Genomic DNA, 18,024 nt, shown 5'->3' on the forward strand with positions numbered 1-18,024 from the left:
ATCAAGTCGAAGTGCAAGGAGGCCATCATGGCTCGGTGGGCCGGAGATCCGTCGTTTGACCTATTCCAACTGCCCGAGGAACACCAAGAACTGCGCGCGGCGATCCGCGCGCTGGCGGAAAAAGAGATCGCACCGTACGCGGCCGAGGTCGACGAGCAGTCCCGGTTCCCCGAGGAGGCGCTGTCGGCACTGAACGCGGCGGGCTTCAATGCGGTGCACGTGCCAGAGGAGTACGGCGGACAGGGCGCGGACTCGGTGGCGACGTGCATCGTGATCGAAGAAGTGGCGCGTGTCGACGCTTCTGCTTCGCTGATCCCGGCCGTAAACAAGCTGGGCACCATGGGCCTGATCCTGCAGGGCTCGGAGGAGCTCAAGAAGCAGGTGTTGCCGTCACTGGCGGTGGAAGGGGCGATGGCGTCCTACGCATTGAGTGAGCGCGAAGCCGGCAGCGACGCGGCATCGATGCGGACCCGAGCCAAAGCCGACGGCGACGACTGGATTCTCAACGGCACCAAGTGCTGGATCACCAACGGCGGCAAATCCACCTGGTACACCGTGATGGCGGTGACCGATCCGGACAAGGGCCCCAACGGTATCTCGGCGTTCATGGTGCACAAGGACGACGAAGGGTTCTCCATCGGGCCCAAGGAAAAGAAGATGGGCATCAAGGGCTCTCCGACCACCGAGCTGTACTTCGAGAACTGCCGCATCCCGGGCGATCGGATCATCGGTGAACCCGGCACAGGGTTCAAGACCGCGTTGCAGACCCTTGATCACACTCGCCCGACCGTCGGTGCGCAGGCCGTGGGTATTGCGCAGGGCGCGTTGGACGCCACGATTGCCTATACCAAGGACCGCAAGCAGTTCGGCAAGTCGATCTCGGAGTTCCAGGGTGTGCAATTCGAGATCGCCGATATGGCGATGAAAGTCGAAGCGGCCCGGCTCATGGTCTACAACGCCGCCGCCCGCGCCGAACGCGGCGAGCCGAATCTCGGATTCATCTCCGCCGCAGCGAAGTGCTTTGCCTCTGACACCGCCATGGATGTGACGGAGTCCGCCGTGCAGCTGTTCGGTGGTGCCGGCTACACCACCGACTTTCCGGTCGAGCGGTTTATGCGCGACGCCAAAATCACCCAGATTTACGAGGGCACCAACCAGATTCAGCGCGTGGTGATGTCACGGCACGTGCTGCGCTGAGGCTACGGTGCGTTGAGGTATTCGTCGTTGTTCTGACCCACCGCCGGTGGCGGGTCGGTGGCGGCGGCGGTGAAGGTGGAGTACCGCGCCGGCGTGCGGATCACCGTGATGGTGTCCTCACCAGAGCCGACGCGCAGCGCCAGATCGTTTTCCGCGAAGAGCGGAGTGTCCACGACCTCCTTCCAGGTGTGAACCAGGCATGCCATTAGCCCTCTGCCGCACAATAAATCAACCCACTCGGCGGCCGTCTTAGTGGTCAGGGTGGATTCCAGCTCCTCGGTCAGCTCCGCGAAATGGATGGACCGCGAGCGCTGGTCGTGGAACCTCTCGTCTTGCAATAGGTCCGGGCGACCGATGGTTTCGCACAGCAGCTTCCAGTGTTTCGGTGTGTAGGCGCTGATCACGACGTACCCGTCGGCGGCGCGGAACGCATCCGATGGCTGGCTGGCGAAGCCAACAGTTTTGCGCCCCTTCGGCTTTGGCTTAGTAACCGGGGTCTGGCCGGTGGGCCGGTTCAGGTGCATGGTGAGCTGGTTGGCTTGCAGGTTCACCGCGACGTCGTACATGGCCACGCTGACGACATCGGCGACGCCGTGTCGTTCGCGGTTGAGCAGAGCGGCGAGCACTGCCTGGGCCAGCACGTGACCACTGGCGTTGTCGACCAACTGGAACGGGATGAGCTGCGGCTTACCATCGGGGGTGCGCATCCCCGAGGTCATGCCGGCCTCCGCCTGAATCATCAGGTCGATTCCCGGCCGGTCGCCGTTGGGGCCGTTGCCGCCATAGGCTGTTAGCCGCGCATAGATGAGTTTCGGGTTTCGCGAACGCAATTCGTCGGGACCTAACCCGAGTCTTTCCATGACGCCGGGACGAAAGGCCTCGAGCAGGACGTCGGCGGTGTCGGCGAGTCGCAGGATCTGCTGCTTGGCTTCGTCGGAGGCCAGGTCGACGGTCACCGATTTCTTGCCCCGATTGTTGGGCAGGAAATACGTGGGCAGCGGTGGGCGTCCGGGAAGGACAGCGGTGATCTGCCGGGCAGCGTCACCGCCCGGCGCCTCGATCTTGATGACTTCAGCGCCCAAGTCGGCGAGCACCTGACCCGCCAGCGGACCAGCCACGTTCTGGGTGAAGTCGAGCACCCGAAACCCGTCAAGTGGCTTGGGCGCGTTGCAATTTGGCATCAGTCTGTGCCCCGCACCGCGGTGCAGTAGTAGTTTTCGGTCTCGCCGTTGATGGGCGGCGGCACTGGTAATCCGTTGTCGGCCAACACCTGGCTGGAGCGGGTGCGCACGGTGCGCCAGCCGTGCTGGTCCAGGTAAGTCGAGACGTCATGACGCTCGCCGAAATACCAGAGGTCGTCGATGTGGGCGTCCAGGCCGTGCTCGTACCATTTCTGCGCTGCGGCGTGCATGACCTCCAGCCATTCCGGCGAGTTCAAGAAGATCTCCGCGACCAGCCGACTGCCGCCGGCGCTCAGCGCAGTGATGTTGTCCAGCAGGCGGTCCTGGGCTTCCGGCGGCAGGAATGCCAGCAGTCCCTCGGCGATCCAGGCCGTCGGCCGGTTGGCGTCGAACCCTGGGTGCTGCAGTGCCGACGGCCAGTCGTGTCGCAGATCGATCGGCACCGTCCGCAGGTTGGCGGTCGGCTCGGCGCCCAGCGCGGCCACCGTGGTGGCCTTGAACTCCAGGACTTGCGGTTGATCGATCTCGAACACGGTCGTTCCCGCCGGCCACGACAGCCGGTAGCCGCGGGCGTCGAGGCCCGAGGCCAGGATGACGACCTGACGAATACCCGCCGCCACCGCATCGGCGCAGAACGTGTCGATGAGCCGGGTTCGTGCGGCCAGCAGATCGGTCATCGGCTGCATGCCCCACGGGTGGTCGGCGATGTCGACTTCGGCGGCGTCCAGTTCGCCGGCCGCCCAACGAGTGAAGAAGTCGATGCCGACGGCCTGCACCAGCGGCTCGGCGAACGGATCGTCGATGAGTCCCGCTCTCGTGGCGCGGGCTCTGCCCGCGGCCACCATGGTGGCGGTGGCCCCCACGCTCGTTGCCAGGTCCCAGGTGTCGTTATCGGTGCGCGCCATGGTCGTCAGCCTAACGACAAGCGCAGCAATCAGATTCATCGCCTAAGCATTTGTCGTCGTTCTCATGCCGGTCGGCAAGCTTGGGCAGCGACGATTTGCGGAGCGGAGCGCGAACTACTACCTCCGCCGGTGCGGTGAAGCCCTGGAAGCTTCGCTATGCCGGTGGCTTGTGTGTCCTACGCCAAGTCTTCGCTAACCAACCTCACACGGTTTCCGGGCAGAGATCATGGACCGCGATGCGCACGAACTGTGCGGCCTCGTACTCGTTTAAGTGGCTGTCCAGCCATAGTTCGCGCGCAGCCTGCGACGGCGATGTGCCGGCAGCGATCTCCGCGCAGATGTGGTAGCCCACCCCGATTTCGGCGCCGTTCCCACCTTGGTTGACGAAGCCAGCCGACTCCATGTCCTCCAAGAAGGAGTACTCGTCGGCGCGGGCTACTCCTATGACAATTGCCGGTAGAGCGGCGAAGATAGCTAGCGCACTCGTGCCAGCGATTGTCGCCACAACTAGTGACCTCCTCATTTGTGACCTCCTCAGTCGTGCTGGAGGGTGGCAGAGGCCGACCAGGCGAAGTGCCGGTCGGAATCCTTGATCGACGCCGTATGCCCGGCCTTTAGAAGTTTGCGAAGTTCTGGGCGCTTCTTGCCCGGGCTTTAAGACGCTTCCCGGAGATTTCCATGATTGGTGCGTGCGCACCCTGTTTCTTTTGGGGCTTGGTTGGGTTTTTGTACTCGGTCATTGTCAGCTCCTGTCGAACCTGTTGGAGCAGCCCCGAAAACCGCGTAATAAAAGCGTAGCCAGCGCCGACGCCAGTGCGGTGACATTCTAGAAATTTGCTGACCGTCGAAAGACGCGGCCGCATGGTCGACTCCACAGCGCACAGACGTCTACGTACGCAAGGGGCATGTGCGCCGCGGTGCTCGAGCCGCTGATCGCTTCCACGGAAGCTGCGTCGTCAAACTTTTCGAACTCGGTTTCGGCCATACCCCGCGCGTACTAAACCTGGCTCACTGCGCCCGGCTACCGGATAGGCGCTGCTCCGAGCGCGCCGGTCGAGAGACCCTCGGATCTGCCTTTACTATCGCGTGGTGACCACCCCTCGTCCCACTGAGCTCGCCACGCCGACGGCGCCGTCCCGGGATGCGGCCTGGCATAGGGCTGCGCGATGGGCCAGGCGGCTGGCGTGGATCAGCCTGGCCGCGATGCTGGCCGAGGGTGCGCTGGGGCTGTGGCAAGGGCTTGCCGTCGGGTCTATCGCGTTGACCGGATGGGCGCTGGGCAGCGCGCCGGAGGCCCTGGCCAGCGTGATGGTGCTGTGGCGGTTCACCGGGTGGCGCACGCTGTCCGAGACCGCCGAACGACGCGCCCAGCGCGGGGTGGCGGTGTCGTTTTGGCTGACCGCCCCCTACATCGCCGCTGAATCAGTGCGCGACCTGCTTGGTGGGCATCACGCTGAGCGGTCGGTGATCGGCATCGTCTTGACGGCCGCCGCGTTGGTGGTGATGCCGATGCTGGGCCGGGCCAAGCAGCGACTCGGCGCGATGCTGGGTTCGGCGGCCACCACTGGTGAAGGAATTCAGAACCACTTGTGCGGTGCGCAGGCGGCCGCGGTGCTGGTCGGCCTGGTGGTCACCGCCGCGTGGCCCGGCGGTTGGTGGTTGGACCCCGCGGTCGGGTTGACGATCGCCGCGGTCGCGGTGTGGCAGGGTGTGCGCTCCTGGCACGGCGACGACTGCGGCTGCTGACGGACGTTAGGTCGCCGCTGCGAAGTCGGGATGCTCCTCGAACCAGGTGTGCAACAACGGTTCGAGCCTGCCCTGTCGGTGCGCCTCGACCAGCTCGGCGGCCAGATGCCGAATCTTGACGTTGCGATGCTGGGAAACGCGCCGCAACATATCGAACGCAGCATCCGGGTCACAGGAGTAATGGCGCATCAGCAGCCCTTTGGCCTGCCCGATCAGATCTCGCGTGGCCAACGCCGAATGCAAGTGGTCGACCAGCTGTCGTGAATCGTTGTAGAGGGCGGCATTGTCGAATGTGGTACCGGCGTGCAAAGCGAACAGCATTACCAGGTCCATCACGTGCTCGGTGAACTGGTTGGGGCGAGGCGAGAACAGCGTGCATCCAACCGACGGCCGGCGATACGCCGGTAGCGGCAATGCCAGGCAACTGCGAAACCCAGCCTGCCGCATCCGCTCCGGAAACCCGGGCCAGCGCTGTTCGGTCTCGGCATCCTCGATTCGGCGCGGCTCGCGGTAGCGCACAGCGTCCAGAATCGGGCCTGGCCAGGGGCGAGGTTCGTCCGCAGTGTGCGCCAGCGCGGTGATCTCACCGCCGTACACGGTTTCCAGTTTTCCCGGGCTGACCTCCACGGTCACCGTCGCGTGTTCACAGCCAGGGATGGTGCGCACAGCGCGTCTGACCATCCGGTCGACCACGCTGGTCACATCGTCGTCGTCGACGAGCCGGCCCACCTCGGCCAGCTCTCGCGACAACGAGTGCAAGTCCTCATTCATTGGCCCAGGCTACGTGTTCTCGCAAGGTGCAGTTGTCGAACAGTGATACGGTGAAAATGCGGTTAGACCACAGCCCGCGACGTTCGGTGTACTCGATCGCCGAACTACGCTTTGCGGCTGCAGCGCTGTCGCGACCGTGGTGCCCCTGACGTCGGTTTCTCGAACCACCGACAAGCGGAGGAGCCTGTGTCAGCGTTACATGTCGAACGCACAACGGTTAATGATTTGGTCGTCTTGCACCTGCGTGGGGATGTCGACCTTTGCAACGTCGCTCAACTCGAGTGCGCCCTGCGGGAAACGTGCCGCGCTACCCCGGATGCGGGCCAGGTTCTGGTCGATGCGACAGCGGTCGATTTCCTGTCGGTTGCCGGCGTCACCGCATTGGTGCGCGGCCAGCGGCGCTGCCGAGAGCGCGCGCTGGATTTTTCGGTGGTGGCCGATCACCGGGCCGTGTTGCGACCGCTGCAGGCAACCGGTGTCGGTGAGCAGTTCACGATATTTCCCTCACTGGAGGCGGCAGCGCAGAACCGCGTAGATGATGGTGGCGACCCGCTGCGCCCGGCTTCGCCGCGCTTGCCATCGCACCCTGCTCCTTCTGGTGGCGATCCGCTGCGCCCGGCTTCGCCGCGCTTGCCATCGCACCCTGCTCCTTCTGGTGGCGATCCGCTGCGCCCGGCTTCGCCGCGCTTGCGATCGCACCCTGCTCCTTCTGGTGGCGATCCGCTGCGCCCGGCTTCGCCGCGCTTGCGATCGCACCCTGTTCCTTCTGGTGGCGATCCGCTGCGCCCGGCTTCGCCGCGCTTGCGATTGCCACTAGTCCAGCCGGTAGCGGATTAGCCGGGAACTGTTGGCCACCACCGCAACCGACGACGCGTTGTGCAGGATCGCGGCCAGCACCGGTGACAACGCGCCACCGGCGCCGATCAGCAGCCCGGCGGCATTGACCGCGATCGACATGCCGTAGTTCTGGCGGATGACCTCCACTGCCCGCGCGCCCAGGTCTCGCACGTCGAGCAGACGCTGCAAGTCGTCGTTGGCCAGCGCGACGTCAGCGGTCTCCACGGCGACGTCAGTTCCGGCCAGCCCCATGGCGATTCCGATATCGGCGGCCGCCAGCGCCGGGGCGTCGTTGATGCCGTCGCCGACCATCCCGACCACATGGCCCTCGCTTTGCAGCTGCCGCACCACTTCGAGTTTGTCCTCCGGTAGGACCTCGGCGCGCCACTCATCGATGCCCAGCTCGCGGGCGACCACCTCGGCGATCTCAGGGTGATCCCCGGTGAGCATGACGATGCGGCGAATTCCATTGGTGCGCAACTTCTTCAGCACGTCAGTTGCCTCCGGCCGGATTTCGTCGCGCAGACTGATCAGACCCACCAATGTGCCGTCGACCGCGAGCAGCAACGGGGTCTCGGCTTGCCGGCGCAGCCTGGCCACCCAGTCGGCCGCTTCCTGTGATACGGCGACGTTTTCGGACTGCAGCAGCGACGGACTTCCCAGCAGCAAGGTCCGGCCGTCGGCCCACGTCCGCATGCCGAGGCCGACCAGCACCTCGCATTCCTCGTGCGGCGGGATGCTGATATGGCGTTCTTCCGTCGAGCGGATCACCGCCTCGGCCAGCGGATGACGGGAGTGGATCTCCGAGCTGGCCGCATAGGCCAGCACTTGCTCTGGCTCCCAGTCATCGTGCATGGCAACGATATTCGTCACCACCGGTCGCCCCACGGTCAGCGTCCCGGTCTTGTCGAAGACAATGGCGTCCACCCGGCCGGCCTCTTCGAGGTGCGAGCCGCCTTTGATCAGGATGCCGCGGCGGGCGCCGTTGCCTATCGCGGCGCTGATCGCGGTCGGGGTGGCCAGGCCCACCGCGCACGGGCATGCCACCAGCAGCATCGTCATCGCGCGCCGGACGTCTCGGGTGATCGCCAACGTGAGCGCGGAGACGATGAACGATGTGGGCACGAATCGACGCGAAAAGTTCTCTCCGACAGTCTGAATCGGCGCACGGTCGTGCTGGGCCTCCTCGACGCGGGTGATGATGCGCCCGATGGCGGTTTGGCTGCCCACCGCGCGGGCGCGTACCACGAGCCGTCCGCGCACCACCACCGAACCGGCATGCACCGTCGAGCCGACGACGACGCTGACCGGCAGCGTTTCCCCGGTGATGGCAGACTGGTCCACGACCGCCTCGCCGTCGACCACCTCGCCGTCCACCGGGATCGCCACATGGTCGTGGACCACCACCTCGTCGCCGATCTGCACGGTGTCGATCGGCACTTGCACTTCGTTCCCGTCGGCCATGCGAATCCAGGCCGTGTCCTGGGTGCCGCGCAGCAGCTCGGAGATCGCCCGCCGGGTGCGCCGCAACGTCAGATCCTGCAGGTACTCACCGATATTGAGCAGCCACAGCACCGTGAGCGCGACGACGTTCTCGCGCAGCACCAGGCTGGCCACCGTCGCAGCCGACACCAAGGCGTCGGTGCCCGCGCGACCGGAGCGGAATGATCGCAGCGCGCCGCGCAGGAACGGGTAGCCGGTGAATATGGTGACGCCGGTGGCGGCCAGCCGGCCGGTCGGGCCGAGCAGCGGCGGGCGGGCGAACACGTAACGGCGCACACCCAGCAAGGCCAGTGCCGCGCCGCCGACGACCATGCGCAGCACGTCGGCGTTGCGGATCTCCGACGAGTGCGGTGCGCGGGCCGGAATCAGCTCGGCGGCGGTATGCGCGGCCTCCTTGATGGCTGCCAGCACCGCCGAGCGTTCACAGCGCTTCGGGGAATACCAGACCACGACCGATCCGGTGAGGGGGTAGGCGTGGACGACGCGCACCCCGTTTTGTTGAGCCACCGCCTCTTCGACCGCAACGGCGCGGCGGGAATTCGAGCGCACCCACGCGACCTCGACCCGCATCCGCCCGGCGGCGTCGGAGACGACGACCAGGTCGCTATCGACGGCTGCGGTCATCGGCCGCAATCAATGTTCGTGGTGGTCGGCTGCACTGACGGCCGGGGTCGGGGCCTCCTCGCCGACGCGTTCCCGCGCTTCGGCCATCACGTCGGCCAACTTGAGGCGCGCCGACTCGGCGGCTTCCTCCGCGCGCCGGGTTCCCCGCAGGCCCCACTCCGCGGCCGTCACCGCCGCCTCGTGAACCGGAGCCTTGGCCCACGCTTTGCGCAGCGCCTCGTAGGCAGTCACCCCGGCCAGCCCGGTGACTACCGTGGTGGCCGCCTTCGCAAGTAGCCCGTGCACCGCCATCGCTTAACCTTTCTCTCGCTGAGTTCAGCCCGCCTTCGCACGACGCTAACATAGAAATATTGCGATACCAACATGTATTCAGGGGGCCGTCCGGATGGGCGAGGGTTTCGCGCGTCACTCGAGAACCCGGGTGACCTTCTCGGTTTCGATCCTGCGCGGCAGCGCTGCCGGGTCGGGATTGGCCACCTGCACCAGCGACGCGCCGGTGGCGAGGACGGTCAGCAAGCCGTCGACCAGATCGTCGGGCGTCGTCCACGACTTCGTCGACAGCACCCGGTCATCGGATGTCAAACCCGTTGTCGCAGCTTGTATTTGGCAGTCCGCGAGCACCTCGTCCACGGAGCGGCCCGTAAGTGCCGGGCCGGGACGGCGCTCCGCGACGATCTGGTCGCCGTGCACCCGGACCGCGGTGGCGTAGTCGGTGACGCCGACCGGCAGATCCGGCGCTGGGCGGCCGAGCGGATCCAGCGACAACACCGCCACCTCGGTCGCTCCGGTGCTGTCGGCCTCGTCGAGCCGAGCAGCTGTGGTCAACGCAATGTCGGCCCGGCCGCCGAATATCACTTCGGCCCCGATCCACCACACCCCCAAGCAGACCGCGGCCGTCTGCCAGTGCGCCGGCAGCAACACCGCGACCCGGCTGGCCGCCCCGGCGCCGAGTTCGTCGCGCAGCAGGTTGCCGGTTTTGGCGGCCCAGTTCGCCAGGGTCACCCCCGACAGCTCGATGCGCTCTCCGGTGGCGTCGTCGTAGTAGGTGATCCGCGGGCCGACCGGGTCGGTGCGCAGCATCGGCTCGAGAATCGCCTCGCTGAGGTTGGTCACGTCAGTTGACGCACTCGGGACGATCGGCGCCCGCGGTGAGAATCGGCGACGGCGGGGGAGCGGTGGTGTCCTTCGATGCCCCTGCTGCGGAATGCGACGAGGCCGCCGGTGTCGCCGACGCGCCGCCGTCGAGGCCGGATCCCGGGCCGGTGTAGTCGTTGGCGAGCACCACCCGCACCGATCCCGGCGGCACCGCCGGATCGGCGACCACGGGCAATCCGCCGAGGTCCTTGGCGACTTGCTGGGCGCCCAGGTCGTCGGCCTTGGCGGCGCGCACCTGGCTGGATTTCACGTGCGCGGCTTCGTTGTTGCCGACGTTTCCGGCGGTAAAGCCCTTGGCTACCAAGACATTTGACACCGCGGCGGCCAGGCCGTTGATGTCTGTGTCGTTGAGCACGTCGGCTGTGGTTTTGGCCGGGCTGTAGGCCAGCTCCTCGGTCTTTCCTTGGTCCTGGTCGTGCAGCAGGCTGGCCACCCACTCCTGCACCTGGTGCGGGTCCACCCGCACGACGCTTTGCATGCCGTCGTCGCTCCAGCCGGCTTCGTCGAGCACCGGGATGGTGGCGAAGGCGACGTTGCCGGCGGCCAGCTTCTGCAGCTGTTTCACAAAGTCCATGATGTCCCACCCGGACGACAGCACCACCGAGCGCTGGATGGCGCCTTGCAGCCGCTCCAGTGTCGCGGGACTCGACAGCGTCTTGCCGGAGAGCACACGATGTGCCAGGTCGGCCATCACCACCTGCTGGCGCACCACCCGGTCCAGGTCGCCGCGCGGCAGGTCGTGACGCTGGCGAACGAAGCTCAGTGCCTGCGGGCCGTTGAGCTTTTGCCAGCCGGCGGGAAAGTCGGCGCCTGAAAGGGGTTCGTAGACGGGCTCTTTGAGACAGACGTCGACGCCGCCGAGCGCGTCGGTGATCAATGCGAAGCCGAGTAGCCCGATCTCGGCGTAGTGGTCGACGGTGACGCCGGTGAGATCGGCGACGGTCTTGATCAGGGCTTCGCGGCCGGCCTCGGTGCCACGCGCTTCGGCCTCGGTTTCGGAGATCCCCGATTCGACCAGGCTCACCCGCTTCTCTTCGCGGACCTGGCCGTAGACGCCGTTGATCTTGGTCTTGCCCAGGCCGGGTGCCGAGACATAGGAGTCACGGGGAATCGAGATCGCGGTGGCCGACTTTCCGTTGTTCGGGACCCGAATCAGGATGATGGTGTCGGTGTTGGTGGCGGTCTCGTCGCCGGCCCGCAGCGTCGCCAGCTCCTGGCTGGAGAGTGGGTTGCCGTGCGCGTCGGTGCGGCTGTCCATGCCGACCAGCAAGATGTCGATCGCACCGTCGTCGCCGCCCTGGCCGAGCGAGGGGGCGAACATGTGGTAGATGCCGTCTTCGAACGATCGGACTTTGCTCCATGCCACGCCGGTTCCGAGAACGACGGCGACGGCCGCCGCTGTCGCAACGGCGCGGACCACACGTTGCGCAGGCATCACTTTAGACTACTTATGTCACAGCCGTCTTCGGGGGAGGCCGGGATCGGCGTGCCAGACTCGGGAGCGTGCGCGCCGGCGACGATGCAGAGCGCAGCGATGAGGAGGAGCGGCGCAGATGATCCCCGCCGGCGACGATGCAGAGCGCAGCGATGAGGAGGAGCGGCGCAGATGATCCCCGCCGGCGACGATGCAGAGCGCAGCGATGAGGAGGAGCGGCGCAATTGACTGCAGCCAGGATTGTGATCCCCGGGGCCGGTGGGCAGGTAGGCAGCTATTTGGCGGCCGAGGCCACCCGCCAAGGACGTGACGTGTTGGCGCTGACGTCGTCGCAGTGGGACATCACCGACCCCGATGCCGCGGAGCGGTTCGTCGAGCGCGGCGACGTGGTGGTCAACTGCGCGGCCTACACCAACGTCGACGGGGCGGAAAGCGACCAGGCGACCGCGCACGCCGTCAACGTGACAGGCCCGGAATACATCGCGCGGGCGTGTGCACGTGTCGGCGCGGACATGATCCACATCTCGACCGACTACGTGTTCAGCGGCGACTTCGGCGGCTCCGCGCCGCGCCCGTATGAGCCCGATGACGAAACCGGCCCGCTCAGTGTGTATGGGCTGACCAAACTGGCCGGCGAACTCGCCGTGCGGGCGGCGCTGGCGCAGGCCACCGTCGTGCGCACCGCCTGGGTCTACACCGGCGGGACTGGTAAAGATTTCGTGGCCGCCATGCGCCGGCTGGCCGCGGGCGACGGCAGCGTGGAGGTAGTCGACGACCAGACCGGGTCGCCTACCTATGTCCCCGACCTGTGCGCGGCATTGCTGGAGGTGGCCGACGGGCGGGCAGACTCGCCGGTATTGCACGTCGCCAACGAAGGCGCGGTCACACGCTACGAGCTCGCTCGCGCGATTTTCGACGAGCTCGGCGCCGATCCGAATCGGGTCCGGCCGGTCAAAAGCGACCACATGCCGCGCCCGGCGCGCCGGCCGCCGTACTCCGCGCTATCCAACCGGTTCTCGGTACAAGCGGGGCTGTCACCGCTGCGGGGATGGCGCGACGCGCTGGCCGCGGCATTGAGCGCATAGGCCGACGGTCGGCGACCCGCTGCGCCCGGCTCCGCCGCGCTTGCGATCGCCTCCAGGCCGACGGTCGGCGACCCGCTGCGCCCGGCTCCGCCGCGCTTGCGATCGCCTCCAGGCCGACGGTCGGCGACCCGCTGCGCCCGGCTCCGCCGCGCTTGCGATCGCCTCCAGGCCGACGGTCGGCGACCCGCTGCGCCCGGCTCCGCCGCGCTTGCGATCGCCTCCAGGCCGACGGTCGGCGACCCGCTGCGCCCGGCTCCGCCGCGCTTGCGATCGCCTCCAGGCCGACGGTCGGCGACCCGCTGCGCCCGGCTCCGCCGCGCTTGCGATCGCCTCCAGGCCGACGGTCGGCGACCCGCTGCGCCCGGCTCCGCCGCGCTTGCGATCGCCTCCAGGCCGACGGTCGGCGACCCGCTGCGCCCGGCTCCGCCGCGCTTGCGATCGCCTCCAGGCCGACGGTCGGCGACCCGCTGCGCCCGGCTCCGCCGCGCTTGCGATCGCCTCCAGGCCGACGGTCGGCGACCCGCTGCGCCCGGCTCCGCCGCGCTTGCGATCGCCTCCAGGCCGACGGTCGGCGACCCGCTGCGCCCGGCTCCGCCGCGCTTGCGATCGCCTCCAGACCGTTACCCTCTACCCCGTGAGTGACGTGCTGCCGGTCGTGACGGTGACCTATTCCCCGGGCCCGCACCTGGAGCGTTTCCTGGCCTCGCTGTCGCTGGCCACCGACCGGTCGGTGAGCGTCCTGATGGCCGACAACGGCTCCACCGATGGCGCACCGCAAGCCGCCGTCGAGCGTTATCCCAACGTGCGGCTGTTCGACACCGGCGGCAACCTCGGCTACGGGACCGCGGTGAACCGTGCCATCGCCCGGCTCAGCGACGCCGATGAGTGGGTGGTGGTGGCCAACCCGGACGTGCAGTGGGGTCCCGGCAGCATCGACGCGTTGTTGGAGGCGGCTGCGCGCTGGCCCCGCGCAGCGACGCTGGGCCCGCTGATCCGGGATCCCGACGGCGGCGTGTACCCGTCGGCGCGTCACCTGCCCAGCCTGGTCCGCGGCGGCATGCACGCCGTCGTCGGCCCGATCTGGCGCAACAATCCATGGTCGACGGCCTACCGCCAGGAGCGGCTCGAGCCCACCGAGCGGCCGGTGGGCTGGTTGTCGGGGTCCTGCCTGCTGGTGCGCCGCGCGGCGTTCGAGCAGGTCGGCGGCTTCGACGAGCGCTACTTCATGTACTTCGAGGACGTCGACCTGGGCGACCGGCTGCAGAAGGCCGGCTGGCAAAACGTCTACGTGCCCTCAGCCGAGGTCCTGCATCACAAGGGCCACGTCACAGGCAGCGATCCGGCCAGCAGCTTGGCGGCCCATCACCGAAGCACCTATATATTCCTTGCCGATCGGCATCCGGGTTGGTGGCGGGCTCCGCTGCGGTGGCTGATGCGGGCCGGATTGGTGGCCCGCGAACGTCTGATGGTGCGCAGCTCGCGACGCAGAGTTGCAGAAGGGCGGCGGGCACGGTGACACAAGTCGATGCAGTGGTCCTGGTCGGCGGCAAGGGCACTCGGCTGCGTCCGTTGACGCTGTCGGCACCCAAACCGATGCTGCCGATCGCCGGGGTGCCGTTGTTGACTCACCTGCTGTCGCGGATCGCGGCGGCGGGCATCGAGCACGTCATCTTGGGCACCTCATATCAGCCGGCGGTGTTCGAGGCGGAATTCGGCGACGGGTCCAAGCTGGGCCTGCAAATCGAGTACGTGCCGGAGGAACGCGCGTTGGGCACGGGCGGGGCCATCGCGAACGTCGCCTCGCGGCTGCGGCACGACACCGTGATGGTGTTCAACGGCGATGTGCTCTCTGGCGCCGAATTGCACCAACTGCTCGAGTATCACCGCGCCAATCAAGCCGAGGTAACCCTGCATTTGGTGCGGGTGTCCGATCCGCGGGCATTCGGTTGTGTGCCGACCGAAAACGGCATCGTGACAGCATTTTTGGAAAAGACGCAGGATCCGCCGACCGACCAGATCAACGCGGGCTGCTACGTGTTCTCGCGGGAGATCATCGACCGGATTCCGCGCGGCCGTGAGGTCTCGGTCGAACGTGAGGTGTTTCCGGCGCTGCTCTCCGACGGAGTCAAAATCTGCGGCTACGTCGACGCCAGCTACTGGCGTGACATGGGCACGCCGGAAGACTTCGTGCGCGGCTCAGCGGACCTCGTGCGCGGCATCGCGCCGTCGCCTGCCCTGCACGGGCACCGCGGCGAGTCGTTGGTGCACGACGGCGCCGCGGTGTCGCCGGGAGCGGTGTTGATCGGCGGCACGGTCGTCGGGCGGGGGGCCGAGATCGGCCCCGGTGCGCGGTTGGACGGCGCGGTGATTTTCGACGGGGTGCGGGTCGAGGCGGGCAGCGTGATCGAGCGGTCGATCGTCGGTTTCGGCGCCCGCATCGGTCCGCGCGCGTTGATCCGCGACGGGGTGATCGGGGACGGCGCCGACATCGGCGCGCGCTGTGAGCTGCTGCGCGGCGCGCGGGTGTGGCCCGGGGTATTCATCCCCGACGGCGGGATCCGCTACTCGAGCGACGTCTAGGCTTTTCGCCGCCGAACGGCCAGTTATGACACGCCGCAACGTGTTTCGCGTGTCATAACTGGCCACTGGACGCCCGGCCGACCAAGTGCGCCAGCGCATAGTCGGCGTTTTCGGGTAGGGCATCGGCAGGCCACCACCGCAGGTCCAGCGACTCGTCGCTGATCGCGATCGGCGCGCCCACGGGCGCGTGGGCGACGAATTGCAGGTCGAGGTGACGGGTCGGCACACCCAGCGAGCAGGTGACCGGATGGACGTGGACGGCCACCAGCTCGGGGTTGATGCTCAAGCCGTCGATACCCGATTCTTCGGTGGCTTCCCGCAGCGCTGCGGCGACGATGTCGTCGTCGCTGTCGTCGCAGTGTCCGCCCAGCTGCACCCAGCGGCCCAGCCGTGGATGCAGGGTGAGCAGCACCTGGCCACCGGCGTCGTCGAGCACCAGCGTGGACGCGGTGACGTGACCGGGAACGCAGTCGCGGCGGCAGGCATCGTCGCGCGCATGCACGAAGGCCAGAACCGCATGGCGCAGCGACTCCTGGCCCGGGTCAGGGGCTTGCCAACGCGTCAGGAGTGCGATCGCGGAATCGCGGACGCTCACTTGCGCACCAGCAACCCGTCCAGCGGCGCCGGAGGCCGGGGCTGTAGCGGCTCCAGGGGGTAGCCGATCGCGATGGCGCCCAACGGTTCCCAGTCGCCCGGCAGCTCCAGCTCCTGGCGGACGATGTCGGCGGCGAAGATCGTGGAGCCGATCCAGCAGCTACCCACGCCGCGCACCGCCAGCGCGACCAGCAGCGCCTGCACGGCCGCGCCCACCGCGACGGTGAACATGGTGTGCTCGGCCGCGGTGCGAGCGGCGTCGGGGTAGCTGTGCGCGCCGTCGGGAACCAGCATCGGGATGACGACCTCGGGTGCGTCGTAGAGGATTTGGCCGCGTGCCACGCGCCGCTCGACGGCGTCGGGGGGCTTGCGGTCACCGAGCAGGTCGGCCCGCCACTTGTCGCGCATCCGATCAAGCAGCCGGGTGCGACGGGCCGGATCCTGTAGCCAGACGAACCGCACTGGACGGGTGTGGTGGGGCGCCGGTGCGGTCAGCGCTTCGGCGACGGCGGCCTCGATCAACTGCTGCGGCACCGGTTGCTGACTGAACTGCCGCACCGAGCGGCGCAATAGCTGGGCCTGCTGGCGGCCGAGCTCGAGAGCTTCGGCGGTGCCCAGCCAGAAGAGGTCTTCTGTGCCCGCGCGGATCAGCCGCCGCGCCGTGGAGCCGTCATCGGTTATCGCCAGCCCGCGCACCACGGCCACCGGTATCGCGGTGAGCTTGCCCTTGACCAGATCGGCGGCGGCAGCGACTTCGTCGGCGACCGCAACTTCTGTAACTACCAATTCGTTACCGTGCGGGTCGACGGCTCCGGCGTAACTGTGCAGCACGGGCAGACCGACGGCGCCGACGGCGGCATCGATCTGGCCGTTTCGCCACGCGCGGCCCATGGTGTCGGTGATCACCACCGCGACCGTGACGCCGAGCCGCTCGTGCAGTCCGGCGCGTAAGGCCGCGGCACTGGCGTCGGGATCGACGGGCAGCAGAGCCAGCTCGGCCGCAGCGACATTCGAGCCGTCCACTCCGGCCGCGGCTTGCACCAGCCCGAGCCGGTTCTCGGTGATCAGGGTGCGACCCTTGCGAGCCAGCACGCGAACTGCTTCGTCGTCGATCAGCTTGCGGCGCAGTTCATCCCGCGCCTCGACATCCTCCGGGGCCGCTACAATGCGGCCTTCGCATTTGGACACCACCTTGCTGGTGACGACCACCACGTCGCCGTCGCACAGCCAGGGCGCGGCCTCGGCGATCGCGGCGGCTAGGTCGTCCCCGGGGCGGAATTCGGGAAGCCCGGTGACAGGCATGATCTCGACTGTCGACGCGGCGCCGTGATCCGCCGTCGTGTCGCTCATACTGACACGCCTGCGAGTTCCAGCCCGGCCCTCACCATGTCGGCTGTTGCTTTGGGGTCGGTCATCAGCAGCGGTGTGGGTCGCACCGCGACGCCGTCGATTTCGGCGTGGTCACCCTCGTGGACCAGCCAGTAGTCCAGGATTCCGGTCGCGCGGCGTGCCCCGTAGTGTTGGCCCACGGCCTCTGCCGTGCATTTGACCCCGATCACGGAGAGGCATTCGTAAGCCATGCCCCGCAATGGTTTTCCGTCGATGATCGGCGAGTAGCCGACCACCGGAGCGGTCGTGGAGCGCAGTGCTGCCCAGATGCCGGGAATGGCGAGGACAGCACCGATGCTCACCACCGGGTTTGATGGGGCCAGCATGATCACGTCGGCGTCGGCAATCGCGTCCACGACTTCTGTTGCAGCGCTGGCGTTTTCGGCACCGATGAAGGCGAAGCTGTGGGTGGGCACCTGGGCGCGGTGGCGCACCCACCACTCTTGGAAGTGGATGGCCCGCTGGGCGTTGTCGCCGGGGTCCGTGATGACGACGTGGGTTTCGCAGCGGTCGTCGCTGACGGGAAGCAGGCGCGCGCCGGGTTGCCAGCGGTCGCACAGCGCCGCTGTCACCTGAGACAACGGATAGCCGGCTCGCAGCATCTGGGTGCGCACCAAGTGGGTGCCCAGGTCGCGGTCGCCGAGCTGGAACCAGTCGGGCTGCAGACCGTAGTGCGCCAGTTCCTCTTTGGCGTGCCAGGTTTCGTCGCGACGACCCCAGCCGCGCTGCGGGTCGACGCCGCCGCCCAGCGTGTACATGCAGGTGTCGAGGTCCGGGCACACGCGCACCCCGTGGATCCACGCGTCGTCGCCGATGTTGACTACGGCGGTGAGCTCATGCTCGGCGGTCGGGCGGTCACTCGGAGCGAACTGGCCGAGGCCAAGCAAGTGCTGCACACCAAGCAGGAAGCGGGCGCCGCCCACTCCGCCGACCAGAACCGTCACCTTCACATCGCACGACAGTACGCTCGGCGACGATGCGGTTCGCGCGGCGGACCTAGCCGAAGCCGGAGTCGAGTTGGG

17 protein-coding genes and 1 pseudogene are annotated in these 18,024 nt (G+C 67.6%); 7 read left to right on the forward strand and 11 right to left on the reverse strand.

Annotated features, from left to right (window positions below; translation table 11 throughout):
- Positions 1 to 27: 27 nt before the first annotated feature.
- A complete protein-coding gene (locus G6N15_RS13880) occupies positions 28 to 1,197 on the forward strand; it encodes an acyl-CoA dehydrogenase (RefSeq protein ID WP_083087128.1) in 1,170 nt (389 codons plus the stop codon).
- Between the two features lie 2 nt (positions 1,198 to 1,199).
- Here the strand turns inward: G6N15_RS13880 and G6N15_RS13885 are convergent, their stop codons facing one another.
- From G6N15_RS13885 to G6N15_RS13895, 3 genes are all read right to left on the reverse strand, one after another.
- Positions 1,200 to 2,378 carry a CaiB/BaiF CoA transferase family protein gene (locus G6N15_RS13885; RefSeq protein WP_083087129.1) on the reverse strand — a complete coding sequence of 393 codons (1,179 nt, stop codon included), beginning with the start codon at positions 2,376 to 2,378 and terminating at the stop codon, positions 1,200 to 1,202.
- Positions 2,378 to 3,283, reverse strand: a complete 906-nt coding sequence (locus tag G6N15_RS13890; RefSeq protein ID WP_083087155.1) for a class I SAM-dependent methyltransferase — start codon at positions 3,281 to 3,283, stop codon at positions 2,378 to 2,380. The genes G6N15_RS13885 and G6N15_RS13890 overlap by 1 nt, the downstream gene beginning before the upstream one ends.
- A gap of 202 nt (positions 3,284 to 3,485) precedes the next feature.
- Positions 3,486 to 3,788: a DUF732 domain-containing protein gene (locus tag G6N15_RS13895; protein ID WP_163748069.1), complete on the reverse strand. Its 303-nt coding sequence runs from the start codon at positions 3,786 to 3,788 to the stop codon at positions 3,486 to 3,488.
- 584 nt (positions 3,789 to 4,372) lie between these two features.
- Between G6N15_RS13895 and G6N15_RS13900 the strand changes: the two genes are divergently transcribed.
- Positions 4,373 to 5,029, forward strand: a complete 657-nt coding sequence (locus tag G6N15_RS13900; protein ID WP_083087156.1) for a cation transporter — start codon at positions 4,373 to 4,375, stop codon at positions 5,027 to 5,029.
- Between the two features lie 6 nt (positions 5,030 to 5,035).
- On the opposite strand, the gene G6N15_RS13905 is transcribed toward G6N15_RS13900, so the two are convergent.
- Entirely contained in the window at positions 5,036 to 5,800 is a 765-nt protein-coding gene (locus G6N15_RS13905) for a GAF and ANTAR domain-containing protein (protein WP_083087131.1), read from the reverse strand.
- A 186-nt stretch (positions 5,801 to 5,986) separates the two neighbouring features.
- On the opposite strand from G6N15_RS13905, the gene G6N15_RS23825 reads away from it, so the two are divergent.
- On the forward strand, positions 5,987 to 6,637 hold the full coding sequence (locus tag G6N15_RS23825; RefSeq protein ID WP_372506511.1) for an STAS domain-containing protein: 651 nt from the start codon (positions 5,987 to 5,989) through the stop codon (positions 6,635 to 6,637).
- On the opposite strand, the gene ctpC is transcribed toward G6N15_RS23825, so the two are convergent.
- From ctpC to G6N15_RS13930, 4 genes are all read right to left on the reverse strand, one after another.
- Positions 6,614 to 8,764: a manganese-exporting P-type ATPase CtpC gene (ctpC, locus tag G6N15_RS13915; RefSeq protein WP_083087132.1), complete on the reverse strand. Its 2,151-nt coding sequence runs from the start codon at positions 8,762 to 8,764 to the stop codon at positions 6,614 to 6,616. The genes G6N15_RS23825 and ctpC overlap by 24 nt on opposite strands.
- 9 nt (positions 8,765 to 8,773) lie before the next feature.
- The gene (locus G6N15_RS13920) at positions 8,774 to 9,055 is read right to left on the reverse strand and encodes a DUF1490 family protein (protein WP_083087133.1); all 282 of its coding nucleotides are present in this window, start codon (positions 9,053 to 9,055) and stop codon (positions 8,774 to 8,776) included.
- A 114-nt stretch (positions 9,056 to 9,169) separates the two neighbouring features.
- On the reverse strand, positions 9,170 to 9,844 hold the full coding sequence (locus G6N15_RS13925; protein ID WP_083087157.1) for a TIGR03089 family protein: 675 nt from the start codon (positions 9,842 to 9,844) through the stop codon (positions 9,170 to 9,172).
- 34 nt (positions 9,845 to 9,878) lie between these two features.
- The gene (locus G6N15_RS13930) at positions 9,879 to 11,357 is read right to left on the reverse strand and encodes an LCP family protein (RefSeq protein WP_139797785.1); all 1,479 of its coding nucleotides are present in this window, start codon (positions 11,355 to 11,357) and stop codon (positions 9,879 to 9,881) included.
- 12 nt (positions 11,358 to 11,369) lie between these two features.
- Between G6N15_RS13930 and G6N15_RS23830 the strand changes: the two are divergent.
- From G6N15_RS23830 to manB, 4 genes and pseudogenes are all read left to right on the forward strand, one after another.
- Positions 11,370 to 11,512: pseudogene (locus tag G6N15_RS23830) on the forward strand (hypothetical protein); the annotation flags it as partial.
- 66 nt (positions 11,513 to 11,578) lie between these two features.
- The gene (gene rfbD, locus G6N15_RS13935) at positions 11,579 to 12,439 is read left to right on the forward strand and encodes a dTDP-4-dehydrorhamnose reductase (protein WP_232070234.1); all 861 of its coding nucleotides are present in this window, start codon (positions 11,579 to 11,581) and stop codon (positions 12,437 to 12,439) included.
- Between the two features lie 634 nt (positions 12,440 to 13,073).
- Positions 13,074 to 13,955, forward strand: a complete 882-nt coding sequence (locus G6N15_RS13950) for a glycosyltransferase family 2 protein (RefSeq protein ID WP_083087136.1) — start codon at positions 13,074 to 13,076, stop codon at positions 13,953 to 13,955.
- Complete coding sequence (gene manB / locus G6N15_RS13955; RefSeq protein WP_083087137.1) at positions 13,952 to 15,019, forward strand: mannose-1-phosphate guanylyltransferase; 1,068 nt, start codon at positions 13,952 to 13,954, stop codon at positions 15,017 to 15,019. The genes G6N15_RS13950 and manB overlap by 4 nt, the downstream gene beginning before the upstream one ends.
- Positions 15,020 to 15,071: 52 nt before the next feature.
- Here manB and G6N15_RS13960 read toward each other — a convergent pair whose 3' ends face one another.
- Genes G6N15_RS13960 through cofD form a run of 3 tightly spaced genes read right to left on the reverse strand, consistent with a single transcriptional unit; the run spans position 15,072 to position 17,952 of the window.
- Positions 15,072 to 15,614, reverse strand: coding sequence for an NUDIX hydrolase (locus tag G6N15_RS13960; RefSeq protein WP_083087138.1), 543 nt, complete (start codon positions 15,612 to 15,614; stop codon positions 15,072 to 15,074).
- Positions 15,611 to 16,963: a coenzyme F420-0:L-glutamate ligase gene (locus G6N15_RS13965; protein WP_083087139.1), complete on the reverse strand. Its 1,353-nt coding sequence runs from the start codon at positions 16,961 to 16,963 to the stop codon at positions 15,611 to 15,613. Before G6N15_RS13965 ends, G6N15_RS13960 begins: the two co-directional genes overlap by 4 nt.
- A complete protein-coding gene (gene cofD / locus G6N15_RS13970) occupies positions 16,960 to 17,952 on the reverse strand; it encodes a 2-phospho-L-lactate transferase (protein ID WP_083087140.1) in 993 nt (330 codons plus the stop codon). The genes G6N15_RS13965 and cofD overlap by 4 nt, the downstream gene beginning before the upstream one ends.
- Positions 17,953 to 18,024 lie beyond the last annotated feature (72 nt).

Origin of the sequence: Mycobacterium noviomagense, from assembly GCF_010731635.1 — a bacterium.
Lineage (GTDB): Bacteria > Actinomycetota > Actinomycetes > Mycobacteriales > Mycobacteriaceae > Mycobacterium > Mycobacterium noviomagense.

Bases quoted from the DNA above. Each gene is read 5' to 3' on its own strand.
- G6N15_RS13880 (WP_083087128.1), top strand. From the start codon at position 28: ATGGCTCGGTGGGCCGGAGATCCGTCGTTTGACCTATTCCAACTGCCC.
- G6N15_RS13885 (WP_083087129.1), bottom strand. From the start codon at position 2,378: ATGCCAAATTGCAACGCGCCCAAGCCACTTGACGGGTTTCGGGTGCTC.
- G6N15_RS13890 (WP_083087155.1), bottom strand. From the start codon at position 3,283: ATGGCGCGCACCGATAACGACACCTGGGACCTGGCAACGAGCGTGGGG.
- G6N15_RS13905 (WP_083087131.1), bottom strand. From the start codon at position 5,800: ATGAATGAGGACTTGCACTCGTTGTCGCGAGAGCTGGCCGAGGTGGGC.
- ctpC (WP_083087132.1), bottom strand. From the start codon at position 8,764: ATGACCGCAGCCGTCGATAGCGACCTGGTCGTCGTCTCCGACGCCGCC.
- G6N15_RS13920 (WP_083087133.1), bottom strand. From the start codon at position 9,055: ATGGCGGTGCACGGGCTACTTGCGAAGGCGGCCACCACGGTAGTCACC.
- G6N15_RS13925 (WP_083087157.1), bottom strand. From the start codon at position 9,844: ATGCTGCGCACCGACCCGGTCGGCCCGCGGATCACCTACTACGACGAC.
- G6N15_RS13965 (WP_083087139.1), bottom strand. From the start codon at position 16,963: ATGAGCGACACGACGGCGGATCACGGCGCCGCGTCGACAGTCGAGATC.